The organism is Brevibacillus thermoruber 423 (genome assembly GCF_000454065.1).
In the GTDB taxonomy this organism is placed as follows: Bacteria; Bacillota; Bacilli; order Brevibacillales; family Brevibacillaceae; genus Brevibacillus; species Brevibacillus thermoruber.
This window is the reverse complement of the sequence record NZ_ATNE01000001.1, coordinates 214,167-230,081: the sequence shown is the minus strand read 5'-3', so window position 1 is coordinate 230,081 and position 15,915 is coordinate 214,167. Positions and strand designations below refer to the sequence as shown.

Here is a 15,915-nt window from a genome sequence, read left to right as displayed (position 1 = left end):
GGGTTGTGGAGTCGTACCTTGTTGAGAGACGCCACCATGTGGTCAAATCTCGGCTCGGTACGACTTTTTCCATACCGGCAAAAACTCCTCTGTAAAAACAGGTTAACGGAACACTTTTTCGCCCCGATTCGGGCGCATGTTTAGGAGGTTTTGTTTCATGCAACAAGGTATTGTAAAATGGTTCAACGCGGAGAAAGGATACGGCTTCATCCAGGTAGAAGGCGGAGATGACGTATTCGTACACTACAGCGCAATCCAGGCAGAGGGTTTCAAAACTCTGGAAGAAGGTCAAAAGGTTGAGTTCGAAATCGTCCAAGGCAGCCGCGGTCCGCAAGCTGCCAACGTTGTGAAACTGTAAACGCCGGCAAATCAGAAAGCAGTCTCTCGATGGAGAGACTGCTTTTTTGCGTGTCGGGTCTGGCTGCAGCGGCCCCCGCGATCCGCCGGCATCCGTCCCTCTCGCAGCCTGCCGCGCCGGTTATAATGCGGGCAGACAAGTCATAAGATGGTACAAATGCTTGGCCATCGGAGGGATGGGACATGTTCGACGAAGTGGATCGTGTCAAAGAGAGGAGGCGGGAGCGGATGGAGCGGATTCGCACGCAGTCGCGCGACAGTCTGGCTCCGTTTGTCGACGAATGGAAAGATCCGATCGACCCCGACGCCGACCCGTTCCCGTACGCTTCCCGCCGGAACAGCGGCACCATGCCCCAACTGCCTCCCCGGGAAAAATGGGGCATCCAGATCTTCGCGTCCGCGCTGCTGGTGGGCATGGCCTATCTGGTTTTCCAATCGTCCGTCGTTCCGTTGGACTGGAAAAAATCGGCGCGCGAAGTGATGACGCGCGATTTTAATTTTGCCGGCGTGGCCGACTGGTACGAAGCGCGCTTCGGGGCACTGCCGGCGCTGCTGCCGTCCCTGTCGGTCAAGAAGGCGGTTCCGGTGAGCGGGTCCAGCACGCAGAAAGCCTGGAAATGGCCGGCTTCGTGGAAAGTGGTGAAGCCCTTTGACTCCGCCAGCGCCAAGGTTGTGCTGAGCACGGGGACAGGCGGCGCGGTCACGATGGGAGAGGCCGGGTGGGTGACGTTCGTGGGGGAAAAGCCCGGTTTTGGCACGACGGTCGTGGTCCGTCTGGCCCAGGGACGTGAGATGTGGTTCGGCAATTTGGAGAAGATTCAGGTCGCGGTGAACGACTTTCTCCAGCCGGGACAGGTGGTGGGCGTCCCGCGTGCGGTCAATGAGACGGCCCGGTATCTCTACCTGGGGGCACGGGCGCAGGAGCAGGCGATCGACCCGCTGGAAGTGATCTCCTTTGAATGAGTGGCGCCCGTTCGGCATCCGCCTGCGCATTCACCTGCTGTTTTGGATCGTGATCGGCATGTCGCTCCTGTTGGGAAAGTTTTGGGAGGTCATCACCCTGTTCGTGATCGTGCTGATTCACGAGATCGGTCATGTCGCTGTCGCCAGGGAGCTGGGCTGGACCGTCACCGAAGTGGAGTTGCTGCCGTTTGGCGGCGTTGCCACGATGGAGGAAGCCTACGCGGCCGACCCGCTTGACGAGATTGTGGTGGCCTTGGCCGGCCCGTTTCTCAACGTGGTCATGATCGCGGTCTCCCTGGCATGCTGGCATGTTGGCATCTGGACGGACGAGTGGGCCCGGTTTTTCCTGGCCGGCAACGTGGCGGTCGCCGGCTTCAACCTGCTGCCGATCTGGCCGCTGGACGGGGGGCGGATCGTTCAGGCGATCCTCTGCTGGTACATGCCGTACCGCCGGGCAGCCATCGCGTCGCTGGCACTGAGCGCCATGCTGGCCGCGCTGATGCTGGGTCTGTCCGTCCTTGCCCTGCAGACGAATGTCGCCGTGGTGGCCGTGTACCTGCTGGCCGTAAACATCCAGGCCTTTTTGCGTTTTCCCTACCAATTCATCCGCTTTCTGATGGAAAAGTACGCGCGCCAGCCGGAAGAGTACGGCGTGCGGGCCTTGACCGTCCCGCCCGAGTCGACGGCGATGGAAGTGTCTCATCTGCTGCGGCGCGGCTGTTCCCACCTGGTCTACGTGCAGGGGAGCGGCCTCTTGGCCGAGGAGCGGCTGCTGCATGCGCTGCTGTTTGAAAAAAAGCACGACACCGCTGTCGGGCAGTTGGTGTGAGCGGGCGGTCCCGCCGCTTTTCTTTCCGCCTCCGCTGTGGTAGAGTACGTGTTGCAAGCGCCGTTTCCCTCTGGGAGCGGCGCGTTTGATGCAAGCGATGATGTGAACCCCGCCAAAGCCATGGCGGGCATGGCGTGGACGTACGCGGACAGGAGGCCGCCGTCCAGCCGGCCCGTCCGTCTTTACGCGAGGGAAAAAGGAGAGGAACGGCGTGAAACAGGTGGCTATCAGCGGGGCCGGCGGCTGGCTGCGGGCGGCGCTGCTTGAACAGGGGCGGCTGGTCGAATGGCGCAGCGAACAGGCGGAGACGGAACCGCTGGCGGGCTGTGTCTACCGGGGCAGGGTGACGGATGTGCTGCCGGGGATACAGGCCGCCTTTGTCGACATCGGCCAGGGGAAAAACGCCTTCCTGTACGTGGACGATGCCCTGCCGCCGTTTCACGGAACGGAAAAGCGCCCGATCAACGAGCTGGTGAGAGTGGGTGAAACGCTGCTGGTGCAGGTGAGCAAGGAAGCCGCGGAAGGGAAGGCGCCAAAAGTGACGACGCGCGTCAGCATCCCTGGCCGTCTGCTGGTCTACCTGCCTCCGGAGGGACGAGCCGCCGGGATGTCTGCGAGCGGCCTTCCGGGCGCAGGCGTACCGGTCGAGCCGGGTGCCCGCGTCTCGGTCTCGCGAAAGATTGCGGACGAGGCGAAGCGGCGGAAGCTGCGTGAGCTGGCCGCCGGACTGCTGGCGGACGGCGAAGGGGTGATCGTGCGGACGGAAGCCGAGAATGCTGGCGATGAAGAGGTGGCCCGCGAGCTTGCCTATCTGCGAAAGCGCTGGCGGGAAGCACTCGCGTCGGCCGCCGGGCGGAAAACCCCGTGCCTGATTTGCCGCGATGCCGACCTGATCGAGGCCGCGCTGCGCGACTTTGGGGCGGAGGACGTGGAGGAAATCATCGTCGAAGAGGCGGCCGCCTTTCAGCGCGTCAGGGAACTGGCGGAGGCGCTGTTCCCCGGCGCGGCGGACAAGCTTCGCCGCTATCAGGGGAGGGAACCGCTGTTTGAGCGGCTTGGCGTGGCGGCCCAACTGGACCGGGCGCTGCAGCGGCGCATCCCCCTGCCGAGCGGCGGCCATCTCGTGTTTGACCGCACGGAAGCGATGACCGTGATCGACGTCAACACGGGGGCCTTTAGCGGAAAAGGGGGACAGCAGCGCGAACAGGCCGTGACCGCCGCAAACCTGGAGGCGGCGCGGGAGATTGCCCGTCAACTGCGGCTGCGCGACATCGGGGGAATCGTCCTGATCGATTTTGTGAACATGCAGGAAGCGGCCAATCGGGAGCGGGTGCTGACTGCTCTGCGCGCCGAAGCGGCCAAGGATACGGCGCCAGTGGCGGTGTTGGGAATGACCGCGCTCGGCCTGGTCGAGCTGACCCGCAAACGAGTGCGGGCCAGCCTGGCCGAACGCATGACGGAGCCGTGCCCCTGCTGTGGCGGAACGGGACGGGTCCTCTCCGTCGACGAGCTGGAGCGCCGTCTGTTCGACGAGCTGAGCGGGCTTGTCCGCAGCCAGGAGGCGGAAGCGGCGCTGGTCGAGGTGCCGGCCCGGCTGTACGAACGCTTGGCGGCCGGCGGGCACGAGGAGCGGGAGCGGCTGCTGCATCTGTACGTGCTGCGCTCCGACCGGCTGCCGCCCGAGCGATACCGCATCCTGTACGCCGGCCGCAGCGAAGAAGCGGAACGGCTGTATCGGGAAAAATCGGAAATGCCTTGACTGTGCGGCGGCAAGTATGGTAACCTAATGTCTGTCATGCAGCTATGCCTCGCGCATACTGTAACCGCTCGAATCAGGTTGGACAAGACGCCGTTCACGGCGCACCTGCACAGGCGAGTCTGAGTATAGGAGGTGCACAACATGTACGCAATTATCGAAACCGGCGGCAAGCAATACAAAGTGGAAGAGGGCTCGGTTCTCTTCATCGAGAAACTGGCTGCAGGCGAAGGTGACGTTGTTACTTTCGACAAAGTTCTCTTTGTAAGCAAAGACGGCAAAGTTACGGCAGGTACGCCTACCGTAGCAGGCGCAACGGTAACCGGCAAAGTAGAAAAACACGGTAAAGGCAAAAAAATTATCGTGTACAAATACAAAGCCAAGAAAAACTACCGTCGCAAACAAGGTCACCGTCAACCGTTCACCAAAGTTGTGATCGAAAAGATCAACGCGTAATTTTGGTGACGCACCGAGATGATTACCGTAACCGTTCAGCGCAATGCGCACAGCGAGATTGAAGAGATTGCGATTTCGGGACATGCCAACGCCGGCAGGCACGGATCGGACATCGTCTGTGCAGCCGTGTCCGCGGTCAGTCTCGGGATCGTCAATTCGATTCAGCCACTGCTCGGATTTGTTCCGGACGTTCAGCACGCAGCAGAGGAGGGCGGGTTTCTCCGCTGGAGAGTGGGCCGTCTCGACGACGCCCGCCTTCATGAGAAACAGCAGCTCTTGGCTGAGAGCATGGTTGTTGCCCTGTTTGTTGTAGCCGAAACGAACGGAAAATACGTGGCGATTCACGATTCAAAATGGCAAGGAGGTGCCTGATATGAAATTCCTGTTCCCTGTTGACCTGCAGTTCTTCGCCTCCAAAAAAGGGGTAGGTTCCACCAAGAACGGCCGCGACTCCATCTCCAAACGTCTGGGCGTGAAGCGCGGCGACGGTCAATTCGTGAAAGCTGGCAACATCCTCGTACGCCAACGCGGTACGAAGATCTACCCGGGTGCTAACGTCATGAGAGGCGGCGACGACACGCTGTTTGCAACGGCCGACGGCATCGTTCGCTTCAAGCGTCTGGGCCGCGATCGCAAACAAGTGGTGATCGAGCCGGTCGCTTCTCAAGCGTAAATAGTTCGGAGACGAAAACCCAGCCTTGTCGCTGGGTTTTCTTTTTGTCCGGCACTGAGGATTTCTTTCAGTCGCTACGCCCGTGTGGTACAATGGTACAAGAAAGAAATTCTTATCGGTTTGGGTGGGGAAGATGAGGGACGAGCGTACGCTGTTCACGCAGCAAACAGATCAACTGCTGGCCGTATTGAACCGGCAGCGTCACGACTGGCTGAACCATGTCCAGGTTTTGCTCGGCTACCTGCGTCTGGGCCGCCTGGAGGAAGGAGAAAAGTACCTGAAACGCGTGGCGGAGCTGGCCATGCAGGAAAGCATGGTGGCCAGGCTGAACAGCTCGCTGCTGTCCGTCTTCTTTTTGACGTTTAACGCGCTGAACAATGACCTGCTGCTGGAGGTGGACGTCTGCAGCGAAGTCGATCTGCGGAAGGCAGCGGCAGACGAGCACGACCTGTTTCAGTTGGTGGCGGGCATTGTGTTCACGGTCCGCGAGCACCTGGACCGGAATGAATTTGAACCGGCCAGCATGCAAATCACCTTGTACCGAGGTGAGCAGGGCATCCATTTTCGCTTTGACCTGGCCGGGAAGCTGCGTGCATCCGGGCAGGGCGAACTGGAAAAACTGGTACGTGACAAGAGTCGGATTCCGGTGAAGGTCACCGCGTGCATACATACGGACGAGGAATGGGTACTGGAAACGGTAGTTCCAGTGGCGGAATGAGAGAGGTGACAGCATGTTTGTCGATCAGGTAAGGATTTACGTGAAGGGCGGAGACGGCGGAAACGGGGCCGTCTCTTTCCGGCGGGAAAAATACGTGCCGCTGGGCGGGCCGGCCGGCGGTGACGGCGGGCGCGGCGGAGATGTGGTCTTCGTCGTGGATGAAGGGCTGCGCACGCTGGTGGATTTTCGCTACCAGAAGCATTTCAAGGCCCCGCGCGGCGAAAACGGACGCAATAAAGGGCAGCACGGAGCCGGGGCGGAAGACCTCGTCGTGCGGGTTCCTCCGGGGACGACCGTGATTGATGACGATACCGGGGAAATCATCGCCGACCTGGTGGAGCACGGACAGCGGGCCGTCATCGCCAAAGGCGGCCGCGGCGGACGGGGCAACATCCGCTTTGCCACACCGGCCAACCCGGCGCCGCACATCTCGGAGAACGGCGAACCGGGACAAGAGCGCTATGTGAGACTGGAGCTGAAGCTGATTGCCGATGTCGGACTGGTCGGGTATCCCAGCGTCGGCAAATCGACGCTCTTGGCCAGCGTGACGGCGGCCAAGCCGAAGATCGCCGCCTACCACTTTACCACGCTGACACCCAACCTGGGCGTGGTCGATCTGGGCGAACGCAGTTTTGTCATGGCCGACCTGCCGGGGCTGATCGAAGGGGCGCACGAGGGTGTGGGACTGGGTCACCAGTTTTTGCGCCACGTGGAGCGGACCCGTCTGATCGTCCACGTGATCGACATGGCGGCCGTGGACGGGCGCGACCCTGTGGAGGATTTCCATCAGATCAACCGCGAGCTGAAGCTCTACAACCTGAAGCTGGAAGAGCGGCCGCAGATCGTCGCCGCCAACAAGATGGACCTGCCCGAGGCGAAGGAGAATCTGCGCCGCTTTCAGGAACAGGTGCCCGGTGTGACCGTGTACGAAATATCGGCGGCTACCCGTCAGGGGGTACAGGAGCTGATGCACGCCGTGGCCGATCTGTTGGAGACGCTGCCGGACAAGCCGACCGTCGAAGAAGTGGCGGAGGTGGAAGAGCGCGTCGTCTTCCGCGCGGAGAAAGAGCCGGAGCCGTTTGAGATTTCCCGCGACAACGAGGTCTACGTCGTCAGCGGGGAAAAAATTGAAAAGCTGGTCCGCATGACCAACCTGAACAGCTACGATTCCGTTCAGCGCTTCGCCCGCATGATGCGCAGCATGGGCGTGGACGAAGCCCTGCGCAGGCGCGGGGCCAAGGATGGCGACACCGTCCGCATCGGTGATTTCGAGTTTGAATTTGTGGAGTGATGACAGTATGGCAGACGTACCCTCCCTGACCCCGTTTATTGCGGACAAGCGGCTGCAGCGGGGCGGAGCGGTTGAACTGGTGGCGCCCGCAGCGGCGAAACAGCCGCTCGATGCCATCGTCGAACATGTCCATTCGGGTTATCTGATCCTCTCGTACGTGCAGGGCGACGCGGCCGTCTCCCTGTTGGGAACGGTCGTCCGTCTGCGCTTGGAAACGGATGAAGCGATTACCTGGCTGAGTCTGCAGGTGGTGCAGGAACAGGCGGTGTGGCCCGTGAAGCTGGCGCGCCTGGTGCCGGTGGGCATCGAGCAGGAAGCCAAGGGCGAGCGGCCGCTCCTGCAGCCGGATTTTGTCATCAACGTCCCGTACAAGATCATGGGAGCCCGACCCATGGAAGAAAACGGGGAAGGCGTCCTGCTTCGTTTTTCCCCGACGCATCTGATTGTGGGCACGGACGGTTTCGTCTCCGTCGGCGATTTTTTGCACTTGTCCTTTCTGCTTCCGCATTACAAGCAGGAGCCGGTGGCGATGACCAAAGTGGTGGAGAAGACGTTTCAGGACGGCTCGACGGTGCTGAAGCTGGTCATCACCGATATGGAGGAAAAACATCGCCACGTGCTGCAGAGCTATTACGAAAAACTGGCGCAATCCGCTTCCCGATAGGGGGCGGATTTTTTTGTGCGCTGCGCGTTTCCGCAGCCGGCCGGAACGCTGCTTGATCGAAACGGTTTGCTCCGCCGACAGCATGGCCGATGGGACGGGGCTGTGCAGCGCGCATTCCGGACGCAGCGAATGACTCGCGCGGTTCCCACCGCGGCGAGGACGAATGCGTGAACGTCTCAGGGAAAAGCGATCATCGCGCACCTGACAGGAAATAAATGGGGGAATACAGGGCCAAAAAAGTATGCCTGGGGTCAGGCATACTTTTTCGCTGTGCCTGTTTACTTGTTGCCGCTCGGATCCTCCACAACGTGGGGAGACTGGGCGATTTTTTTGCCCCGCGTGTTGTCGCCGAACTGGTCCAAATCGCTCGGCCTGGCGGCGGGGTGATTGTTCCGGCGCTCCGATTTGTCCGTTTTGCCGCGTCCTGCCATCGGTCACTCACCTCGCTTTGCTCAGGATCCGTTATAGTCTGTACCAAGGGAAATCCGCTCATGTAAGGGAAGGCGAGCAGCGAAAGAAAAAACGCCGATAAGGATTGTCAGGGGGAAAAGGATCGGCTATAATGTCCTCTAGGTGAAAACAACTGTTTTTCTCAGGAGGACACAACACGTGAAGCGGGAAGAAAAGTTTTACTTGATCCGCTCCGACATCCTGCCGGAGTCGATCGCCAAGACCATCGAGGCGAAAAAGCTGCTGGAGGCCGGAGAAGTGGATACGGTAAACGAGGCGGTGGAACGGGTAGGCTTGAGCCGCAGCGCCTTTTACAAGTACAAGGACGGCATTTTCCCGTTCAACGCGATGATGAGTGAGAAGATCATGACCATCACCTTTTCGCTGGAACACCGCTCCGGCTACCTGTCCAAGGTGCTGCAGTACGTGGCGGAGCAGGGGGGCAACGTGCTGACGATCAACCAGACGATTCCGCTCCAGGGCATTGCCAACATTTCCATGTCGGTGGACATGGCCCATCTGAAGGTGTCCAGCACGGAGTTTCTGGAAGGACTGCAGGAGATAAACGGCGTGCGCAAAGCGATGATTGTCGGTCGCGGGTAGCGGCTGCCGGATAGGAGGAGAGAGACATGGACAAGCAAACGGTAAAACTGGGGTTGATGGGGTTCGGCACGGTGGGTACCGGCGTCGTTCGCATCATCCAGGCCCATCAGGAGGATCTGCAAAAACAGACGGGGCTGGGCATCGAGATCAAGCGGATTCTGGTGCAGGACGCGGAAAAGTCCCGCAGTATCCCGTCGATGAACAGCGTGATTACCACCGATGCGTCCGAACTGCTGGACGACCCGGAGATCGACGTGATCGTGGAAGTGATCGGCGGCATCTCGCCGGCCAGGGAGTACATCCTGGGGGCGCTTGAGCGGGGCAAGCACGTCGTCACCGCCAACAAGGACCTGATGGCCCTGCACGGCGGCGAAATCCTGCAGAAGGCGCAGGAAAAAGGTTGTGACGTCTTTTACGAGGCCAGCGTCGCCGGCGGCATTCCGATTCTGAGAGCCTTGGTGGAAGGCTTCTCGTCCGACCGCATCACCAAGATGATGGGGATTGTCAACGGCACGACCAACTACATCCTCACCAAAATGAGCCAGGACGGCGCCGATTACGGCGACGTGCTGAAGGAAGCGCAGGCGCTCGGTTACGCCGAAGCGGATCCCACCTCCGACGTCGAAGGCTATGACGCCGCCCGCAAGATGGCGATTCTGGCGACGCTGGGCTTCCGCGTGCCGATGAAGCTGGAGGACGTGGACGTCAAAGGAATCAGCGGGGTGTCCAAGGAAGACATCGCCTACGGCAAAAAGCTGGGCTACGAGGTGAAGCTCCTGGGTCTGGCCCGCCGGGACGGCGAAGCGATCGAAGTGAGCGTGCAGCCGACGATGGTCCCCAAATCCCACCCGCTGGCATCGGTCAACGGCGTGTTCAACGCGGTCTACGTGCACGGGGAAGCGGTGGGCGAGACGATGTTTTACGGCCCGGGCGCCGGCGAACTGCCGACGGCGACGGCCGTCGTGTCCGACCTGGTGACGGTCGTGAAAAACATGAAGCTGGGCGTAAACGGACGCGGCATGGTCGCTCCGTACAAAGAAAAGATTCTCAAGGATGACAAGCAGAAATTGTCGAAATATTTCCTCCGCATCGTCGTGGCCGACAAGCGCGGCGTACTGGCGCAGATTACGCAGCTGTTGGCCGACAAGAACATCTCGCTGGAGCAGGTGCTGCAGCAGCCGTACAACAACGGAGAGCAGGCGGAAATCATCATGGTGACGCACCTGGCGTCCAAAGGGGACATGGACGAGGTGCTGCAGTGCATGGAGGAGATGGAGATCGTGAGCGAAGTGAAAAGCTGCTACCGCGTGGAAGGAGGCGAGCAGTCATGAGCCAACGGCAGCCGTCTGTTCAGGCCGACCGCCAGTCCGGCATCATCGCCCGTTACCGACAGTTTCTGCCGGTGACGGAAAAGACGCCGCTCGTCAGCCTTCACGAGGGAAACACGCCGCTGATTCACGCCCCGTCTCTCTCCCGGCAGTTGGGTGTGGAGCTGTACTTCAAGTATGAAGGGCTGAATCCGACCGGTTCGTTTAAAGACCGCGGCATGGTGATGGCGGTCGCCAAAGCGCTGGAAGAAGGCAGCACCACCATCATGTGCGCGTCCACCGGCAACACCTCCGCCGCCGCGGCTGCCTACGCCGCCCGCGCCGGGCTGCGCTGCATCGTGCTGATTCCGAGCGGCAACATCGCGCTGGGCAAGCTGGCGCAGGCGATCGCCTACGGGGCGGAGGTCATCGCCATCGACGGAAACTTTGACGAGGCGCTGCGCATCGTCCGCGACATCACTGCCAACGAGCCGATCACGCTGGTCAACTCGGTCAACCCGTACCGGATCGAGGGGCAAAAAACCGCCTCTTTTGAAATCTGCGACGCGCTCGGCAAGGCCCCGGACATTCTCGCCATCCCGGTGGGCAACGCCGGCAACATCACGGCCTACTGGAAAGGCTTCAAGGAGTATCACGCCACCGGCAAAACAGCCCAACTGCCGCGCATGTTCGGGTTTCAGGCGGCGGGGGCGGCGCCGCTGGTCCTCGGTCATCCCGTGCCCAATCCGGAGACGATCGCCACGGCGATCCGCATCGGCAACCCGGCCAGCAAGGAAGGAGCTCTGGCGGCTATCGCCGAATCGGACGGCCTGGTGGACAGCGTGACCGACGAGGAAATCCTGCGCGCCTACCAACTGCTCGCGAGAAGCGAAGGCATCTTCTGCGAACCGGCATCGGCCGCTTCCCTGGCCGGCGTGATCAAGCTGCGCGAGGCGGGCAGACTGGAGCAGGGCTTGACGATCGCCTGCGTGCTGACGGGCAACGGACTGAAAGATCCCAATGTTGCCCTCAAGCTGGTGGGCGAGGAACCGCGCTCTGTGCCGGCGACGCGTGACGCGGTGATGGCGTTGATCCGCGAAAAGGCGGGGGACGTTTCGTGATGAACCGTCCTCTCGTGCGGGTCACCGTCCCCGCCAGCACCGCCAATCTGGGACCGGGCTTCGATGCCGTGGGGATGGCCTTCCGGCTGTACTCCACGGTGGAGATGGCGCTCAGCGAAACGACGGAAATCGTGCTGATCGGCGAGGAACTGGAGGGGCTGCCCACGGACAAGGGCAACCTGCTCTACCAGGTGGCCGCCGGACTGTTTGAAGAAGCGGGGCTGCCCGTCCCGGAACTGTATATCCGCGCGGAGACGGAAGCGCCGCTGACGCGGGGCCTGGGCAGCAGCGCGGCGGCGATCGTCGGCGCGCTCGTCGCCGCCAACAGCCTGGCCGGGGAGCCGTTTGACCGGGAACGGCTGTTTGCCATCGCCACCCGGCTGGAAGGCCACCCGGACAACGTGGGGGCTTCACTGTTCGGCGGCATTGTGGTGGCGACGATGCCGGAGCGGGACGGAGAGCCGATCCCCTACGTCCGCCTTGCGCCCCCGGAGGGGCTGCACACGCTCGTGATCATCCCCGACTATCCGCTGTCGACGGAAAAGGCGCGCAATGTCCTGCCCGATGTGTACAGCAAACAGGATGTCATATATAATGTTGGTCATAGCAGTTTGCTGGTGGCCGCTTTGGCCCAAGGCAGATTGGACCTGTTGGGTCAGGCGATGGGGGATCGGCTGCATCAGCCGTACCGGGCCGCGCTTGTCCCCGGCCTGCGTGAGATCCTGGACGGGGCGACCCGCAACGGCGCGCTCGGCGCGGCGCTGAGCGGCGCGGGGCCGACGATTCTCTGCTACTACTCGACGGACGCGGAGCGGGAGAAGCTGCAGGCGTTTGTGGACAGCGTGATGCGAAAGCACGGCGTTTCCTACCGGACGATGCGGTTGAGACCCGATGAGCGTGGCGCACAGGTGACAATCTCGACCAGATAGAGAATGCGGATAGGAGTATTGTCATGGAGAAACAATTGGCTTTTCTCGGACCGCGCGGAACGTTTTCGGAAGAAGCGGCCCGCGCCTTGACCGCGCGTCGGCCGTTTCGTTACCTGGCGTGTCCGAGCATCATCGACGTTCTGAACGCCGCTGCCACAGGAGAGGCCGACTACGGCGTGGTGCCGGTGGAAAACACGATTGAAGGCACCGTCAACGCGGCAATGGACTGGTTGATTCACGAGGTGGACCTGCCCATTTTGGCCGAACTGGCGCTGCCGATTTCGCAGCACTTGCTGGTGGCCAAGCGGGACGACGCCCTGCCGCTTGCGGCCATTACCCGGATTTTGTCGCACCCGCACGCCATTGCCCAGTGTCACAACTTTATCCGCGAGCACCTTCCCCACGCTGAGATTGAGTACACCAACAGCACGGCGCAGGCGGCACAGATCGTGAGCGAGCATCCGGAGGAACCGTGGGCGGCGATCGGGACCCGGCTCAATCCGGAAATCTACCCGCTGTCGTTTGCGCAGCAGGATATTCAAGACTATTCCAACAACTACACCCGCTTTGTCCTCGTCGGCCGGGAACCGCTGGATATGCCGCCGTCCGACAGGGAAAAGACGACCATCCTGGTCACGCTTCCGGAAGATTTTCCGGGCGCCCTCTACCAGGTGCTGGCCGCGTTCGCCTGGCGCAAGATCAACCTGTCCCGCATCGAATCCCGCCCGACCAAGAAAGGGCTGGGCAGCTACCTGTTCGTGATCGACATCGAACAAAAAATGGACGACGTGCTGCTCCCCGGCGCGTTTGCCGAGATCGAGGCGCTCGGCTGCCAGGTCCGCCAGCTCGGCACGTATCCGTTTTATCTGAAGGCCATCTCCTAGGAGATGGCTTAGTGTGTAGACAAAGTGGCTGCTGGGGGGAGAAGCACGTTTCCGTCATCCGCTCCGTGCTTTACCCACCGAACACAAGCTAACGCTCGCGTTCGGCGGGGCCCAATCAACGTCCAGCAGGGAAGAACAGACTGCACGCTCCGCATCGATTTGCGGGGGATCGCCAAAGCCGCATTGCTACGCAGCCCATTCACAGGTGGCGCTCCTTTTTCCCGCAAATCGCTGCTCCGCTCGGTAGGGCTCACAAGTCGCTCTGCCTGGAAACATGCTTCTCCTTCGATGCAATCGGTTTGTCTTCAGTCTTGGCCATCTCCTAGGAGATGGCTTTTTTCTGTGGTAGGATAAGGAAGAAACGAACTGCGCAAGATGGGGGAGCAAAGAACCTGCAGGGGCGGGGCATTGTCATCGTGCAGGAAAACGGGATGATCATCGAATCGGCGGGAGCGGAAGACGAATTGATCTATCACAATCGCTCCGACGATCCGGACCTGCTGAACAAGCTGAAACGGGCAGGGGTCAGCGTGAAGACGTACAAAAAGCTGGAAGCCTTGATCTGCCGCATGAATTGGGACGCGTTTACCACGACCGATCTGTCCGCCCAACCTCGCCATGACGAACCGCAACGTGAGACGGATAATTGCCAGCCTGTGCGACTACGGCCTGGCGGAGTGTATCGGGGAAACGTCCCACGCCACGAGAGGACGGCCGAGCAAAATGTAGGGCTGATCGCCGACCTTCTGAACCATTCGAACAGGCAAGGGCGTCGCGTTGGAGGAAAAAGGGCGGGTGAAGCGTTGCAAGTGCGTGATGGAGGGCGGCAGTTTCACTGCTCTGCCGCGGAACGCTCCCATCGGAACGGTTGTTTGACGACACGTCAGGCAGCCGTTTTTTCTTGCGCTCCGCAAGATGGGCGTAAGCCCTTTTTCGCCGGGGTGAGCAAAACGCCCATGGGTGCATACCATGGAAGGGAGTTTCCGAGAGGGAGGAGAAACAGTGAGAATCCACGTAGTCCAACGAGGCGACACCATGTGGAAAATCGCCAAAAAATACGGCGTCGATTTTAAGGAACTGCTGCGCCTGAACAGCCAGATAAAAAACCCCGACCTGATTTATCCCGGCATGCGGGTAAAAGTCCCGGCCAGGCGCGTGCCGGTTCGGCCGCAGCAAAACAGGACGTCCCCGTCCCATGAATCCCCCCGGGTAAAAGAAAAGCCGATCAAGGAAGAACAAGTGGAGCCGGAAGTGCCGCAGCAGATCGAGAAGCGGCCGATGGAGGCACCGGAAGAAGACAGGGAATTGGAGCTGGAACCGGAAACGGAACCGGAGACGGACACAGACATCGGGCAAGACCGCGAGCTGGAAATCGAGGCGGAACAGGAAACGCCGCAGGCCCTGCCTCCCAAGCCGCCCGCGAACGTGAGCCCGTACATGCCGCCCGTGCCGCCTGCACCGCCCGGCCAAGTGGGACCGTTTGGGCCGAATGTGCCGCCTACACCGCCCGGCTACGTGCGTCCGTTTGGGCCGAATGTGTCGCCTGCACCGCCCGGCCAAGTGGGACCGTTTGGGCCGAATGTGCCGCCTGCGCCGCCCGGCTATGTGCGTCCGTTTGGGCCAAATGTGCCGCCTGCACCGCCCGGCTACGTGCGTCCGTTTGGGCCAAATGTGCCGCCCGCACCGCCCGGCTACGTGCGTCCGTTTGGGCCGTACGTTGCGCCTGCGCCGCCCGGCAGGGTATCGCCGCAGGTTGTGCCTCCCCCCCAGCGTCCGGTCGCCCCGCAGCCGCCGATTCAGCCGATCCGGCCGCCCGTGCCGCCTCTACTGAGGCCAGTTCCGCCGACGGCTCCTCCAGCCAAGGTGAGTCCGCCGCAGCCGCCGTCCTACGTCAGTCCGGCCCAGCCGCAGCCGCCGTACCGTCCGTACCCCGTCCGTCCGTATCCGACGCAGCCGATATGCCCGCCTTGCGGAAGGCCGCCGATGAGGCCGCAAGTGCTGCCGGAAACGCAGCCGCCGAACGCAAGGCCGCCGTGGGTAAGTCCGGAAACGCAGCCCCCGAACGCAAGACCGCCGTGGGTAAGTCCGGAAACGCAGCCCCCGAACGCAAGGCCGCCGTGGATAAGCCCGGAAACGCAGCCGCCGAACGCAAGGCCGCCGTGGGTAAGTCCGGAAACGCAGCCCCCGAACGCAAGACCGCCGTGGGTAAGTCCGGAGACGCAGCCGCCGAACGCAAGGCCGCCGTGGGTAAGTCCGGAGACGCAGCCGCCGAACGCAAGGCCGCCGCGTGTAAGTCCGGAGACGCTGCCGCCAAACGTGATGCCGCCGTGGGTAGGCCCGGAGCTGCTGCCGCCGAACGTGCCGTGGGTAAGTCCGGAGATGCTGCCGCCAAACGTGCCGTGGGCGGGTCCGGAGCTGCTGCCGCCGAACATGCCGTGGGCAGGTCCGGAGATGATTTCGCCGAACATGATGCCGCCGTGGGCGGGTCCGGAGCTGCTGCCACCAAATATGCCGTGGGTAGGTCCGGAGATGATTTCGCCGAACATGATGCCGCCGTGGGTAGGCCCGGAGCTGCTGCCGCCAGACATGATGCCGCCGGAATACCTGTTTGAAGAAAGTCCGTACAGCCCGCCGAGGTGGCGGCGTCCGCCCGCCCGTACCCGCCGCAAGAAGAAGCGGCATCATCGGGAGTGGTGCGATTCGACGTCCAGCTCTTTCTCGTCCCGGGATAGCCGTCACGATGGTCCATATGACTTGCCCTATCAAGATTGTCGGTTTGACAGCGGCACACAGGAGAACGCTACACCGTTGACGTACCCTGCTTCCCATTCCATGCCGGCCCTGCCCGCTCAGGAAGTGTGGCCCAATTGGGAACAAGGGCACGATGAATCTTCCTCTTCCTGATCGTCAGGAT

Annotated in this window: 17 protein-coding genes and 1 other annotated feature; of the genes, 16 read left to right on the top strand and 1 reads right to left on the bottom strand. The window is 61.6% G+C overall.

Going from position 1 to position 15,915, the window contains the following annotated elements; translation table 11 throughout:
• Nucleotides 1-157 precede the first annotated feature (157 nt).
• The 10 genes from M516_RS0101125 (at nucleotide 158) to M516_RS0101080 (ending at nucleotide 7,707) form a co-directional block, all read left to right on the top strand.
• On the top strand, nucleotides 158-358 hold the full coding sequence (locus tag M516_RS0101125; protein ID WP_029097474.1) for a cold-shock protein: 201 nt from the start codon (nucleotides 158-160) through the stop codon (nucleotides 356-358).
• Between the two features lie 182 nt (nucleotides 359-540).
• The gene (locus tag M516_RS0101120) at nucleotides 541-1,320 is read left to right on the top strand and encodes a M23 family metallopeptidase (RefSeq protein WP_029097473.1); all 780 of its coding nucleotides are present in this window, start codon (nucleotides 541-543) and stop codon (nucleotides 1,318-1,320) included.
• Nucleotides 1,313-2,149: a M50 family metallopeptidase gene (locus M516_RS0101115; RefSeq protein WP_029097472.1), complete on the top strand. Its 837-nt coding sequence runs from the start codon at nucleotides 1,313-1,315 to the stop codon at nucleotides 2,147-2,149. The genes M516_RS0101120 and M516_RS0101115 overlap by 8 nt, the downstream gene beginning before the upstream one ends.
• Nucleotides 2,150-2,360: 211 nt before the next feature.
• Complete coding sequence (locus M516_RS0101110) at nucleotides 2,361-3,908, top strand: ribonuclease E/G (RefSeq protein ID WP_029097471.1); 1,548 nt, start codon at nucleotides 2,361-2,363, stop codon at nucleotides 3,906-3,908.
• 52 nt (nucleotides 3,909-3,960) lie between these two features.
• Nucleotides 3,961-4,039: a sequence feature (ribosomal protein L21 leader region), on the top strand.
• A 10-nt stretch (nucleotides 4,040-4,049) separates the two neighbouring features.
• Complete coding sequence (rplU, locus tag M516_RS0101105; RefSeq protein ID WP_029097470.1) at nucleotides 4,050-4,361, top strand: 50S ribosomal protein L21; 312 nt, start codon at nucleotides 4,050-4,052, stop codon at nucleotides 4,359-4,361.
• Between the two features lie 18 nt (nucleotides 4,362-4,379).
• Nucleotides 4,380-4,733 carry a ribosomal-processing cysteine protease Prp gene (locus M516_RS0101100; protein ID WP_029097469.1) on the top strand — a complete coding sequence of 118 codons (354 nt, stop codon included), beginning with the start codon at nucleotides 4,380-4,382 and terminating at the stop codon, nucleotides 4,731-4,733.
• A 1-nt stretch (nucleotide 4,734) separates the two neighbouring features.
• Nucleotides 4,735-5,034 (top strand): 50S ribosomal protein L27, encoded by a 300-nt coding sequence (gene rpmA, locus M516_RS0101095; protein ID WP_029097468.1) that lies wholly within the window; start codon nucleotides 4,735-4,737, stop codon nucleotides 5,032-5,034.
• Nucleotides 5,035-5,167: 133 nt separating this feature from the next.
• Entirely contained in the window at nucleotides 5,168-5,752 is a 585-nt protein-coding gene (locus tag M516_RS0101090; protein ID WP_029097467.1) for a Spo0B domain-containing protein, read from the top strand.
• 13 nt (nucleotides 5,753-5,765) lie between these two features.
• On the top strand, nucleotides 5,766-7,043 hold the full coding sequence (obgE, locus tag M516_RS0101085; RefSeq protein ID WP_029097466.1) for a GTPase ObgE: 1,278 nt from the start codon (nucleotides 5,766-5,768) through the stop codon (nucleotides 7,041-7,043).
• 7 nt (nucleotides 7,044-7,050) lie between these two features.
• Nucleotides 7,051-7,707, top strand: a complete 657-nt coding sequence (locus M516_RS0101080; protein ID WP_029097465.1) for a hypothetical protein — start codon at nucleotides 7,051-7,053, stop codon at nucleotides 7,705-7,707.
• Nucleotides 7,708-7,985: 278 nt separating this feature from the next.
• Here the strand turns inward: M516_RS0101080 and M516_RS25380 are convergent, their stop codons facing one another.
• Nucleotides 7,986-8,138, bottom strand: coding sequence for a hypothetical protein (locus tag M516_RS25380; protein WP_162836745.1), 153 nt, complete (start codon nucleotides 8,136-8,138; stop codon nucleotides 7,986-7,988).
• A gap of 178 nt (nucleotides 8,139-8,316) precedes the next feature.
• Between M516_RS25380 and M516_RS0101065 the strand changes: the two genes are divergently transcribed.
• The 6 genes from M516_RS0101065 to safA all read left to right on the top strand — a co-directional run bounded on the left by M516_RS0101065 (nucleotide 8,317) and on the right by safA (nucleotide 15,905).
• A complete protein-coding gene (locus M516_RS0101065) occupies nucleotides 8,317-8,760 on the top strand; it encodes an ACT domain-containing protein (protein ID WP_029097464.1) in 444 nt (147 codons plus the stop codon).
• A gap of 26 nt (nucleotides 8,761-8,786) precedes the next feature.
• Nucleotides 8,787-10,091, top strand: a complete 1,305-nt coding sequence (locus M516_RS0101060; protein WP_029097463.1) for a homoserine dehydrogenase — start codon at nucleotides 8,787-8,789, stop codon at nucleotides 10,089-10,091.
• A complete protein-coding gene (gene thrC, locus M516_RS0101055; protein ID WP_035288559.1) occupies nucleotides 10,088-11,188 on the top strand; it encodes a threonine synthase in 1,101 nt (366 codons plus the stop codon). Before M516_RS0101060 ends, thrC begins: the two co-directional genes overlap by 4 nt.
• On the top strand, nucleotides 11,188-12,117 hold the full coding sequence (gene thrB / locus M516_RS0101050; RefSeq protein ID WP_029097461.1) for a homoserine kinase: 930 nt from the start codon (nucleotides 11,188-11,190) through the stop codon (nucleotides 12,115-12,117). The genes thrC and thrB overlap by 1 nt, the downstream gene beginning before the upstream one ends.
• A 23-nt stretch (nucleotides 12,118-12,140) precedes the next feature.
• Nucleotides 12,141-13,001 (top strand): prephenate dehydratase, encoded by an 861-nt coding sequence (gene pheA / locus M516_RS0101045; RefSeq protein WP_029097460.1) that lies wholly within the window; start codon nucleotides 12,141-12,143, stop codon nucleotides 12,999-13,001.
• 1,002 nt (nucleotides 13,002-14,003) lie between these two features.
• Nucleotides 14,004-15,905 carry a SafA/ExsA family spore coat assembly protein gene (gene safA, locus M516_RS24220; RefSeq protein ID WP_193746930.1) on the top strand — a complete coding sequence of 634 codons (1,902 nt, stop codon included), beginning with the start codon at nucleotides 14,004-14,006 and terminating at the stop codon, nucleotides 15,903-15,905.
• Nucleotides 15,906-15,915 lie beyond the last annotated feature (10 nt).

Coding starts and splice junctions, on each gene's coding strand:
- M516_RS25380 (WP_162836745.1), bottom strand. CDS start 8,138: ATGGCAGGACGCGGCAAAACGGACAAATCGGAGCGCCGGAACAATCAC.
- obgE (WP_029097466.1), top strand. CDS start 5,766: ATGTTTGTCGATCAGGTAAGGATTTACGTGAAGGGCGGAGACGGCGGA.
- M516_RS0101100 (WP_029097469.1), top strand. CDS start 4,380: ATGATTACCGTAACCGTTCAGCGCAATGCGCACAGCGAGATTGAAGAG.
- M516_RS0101090 (WP_029097467.1), top strand. CDS start 5,168: ATGAGGGACGAGCGTACGCTGTTCACGCAGCAAACAGATCAACTGCTG.
- rpmA (WP_029097468.1), top strand. CDS start 4,735: ATGAAATTCCTGTTCCCTGTTGACCTGCAGTTCTTCGCCTCCAAAAAA.
- M516_RS0101080 (WP_029097465.1), top strand. CDS start 7,051: ATGGCAGACGTACCCTCCCTGACCCCGTTTATTGCGGACAAGCGGCTG.
- pheA (WP_029097460.1), top strand. CDS start 12,141: ATGGAGAAACAATTGGCTTTTCTCGGACCGCGCGGAACGTTTTCGGAA.
- M516_RS0101060 (WP_029097463.1), top strand. CDS start 8,787: ATGGACAAGCAAACGGTAAAACTGGGGTTGATGGGGTTCGGCACGGTG.
- thrC (WP_035288559.1), top strand. CDS start 10,088: ATGAGCCAACGGCAGCCGTCTGTTCAGGCCGACCGCCAGTCCGGCATC.
- M516_RS0101120 (WP_029097473.1), top strand. CDS start 541: ATGTTCGACGAAGTGGATCGTGTCAAAGAGAGGAGGCGGGAGCGGATG.
- rplU (WP_029097470.1), top strand. CDS start 4,050: ATGTACGCAATTATCGAAACCGGCGGCAAGCAATACAAAGTGGAAGAG.
- M516_RS0101125 (WP_029097474.1), top strand. CDS start 158: ATGCAACAAGGTATTGTAAAATGGTTCAACGCGGAGAAAGGATACGGC.
- thrB (WP_029097461.1), top strand. CDS start 11,188: ATGAACCGTCCTCTCGTGCGGGTCACCGTCCCCGCCAGCACCGCCAAT.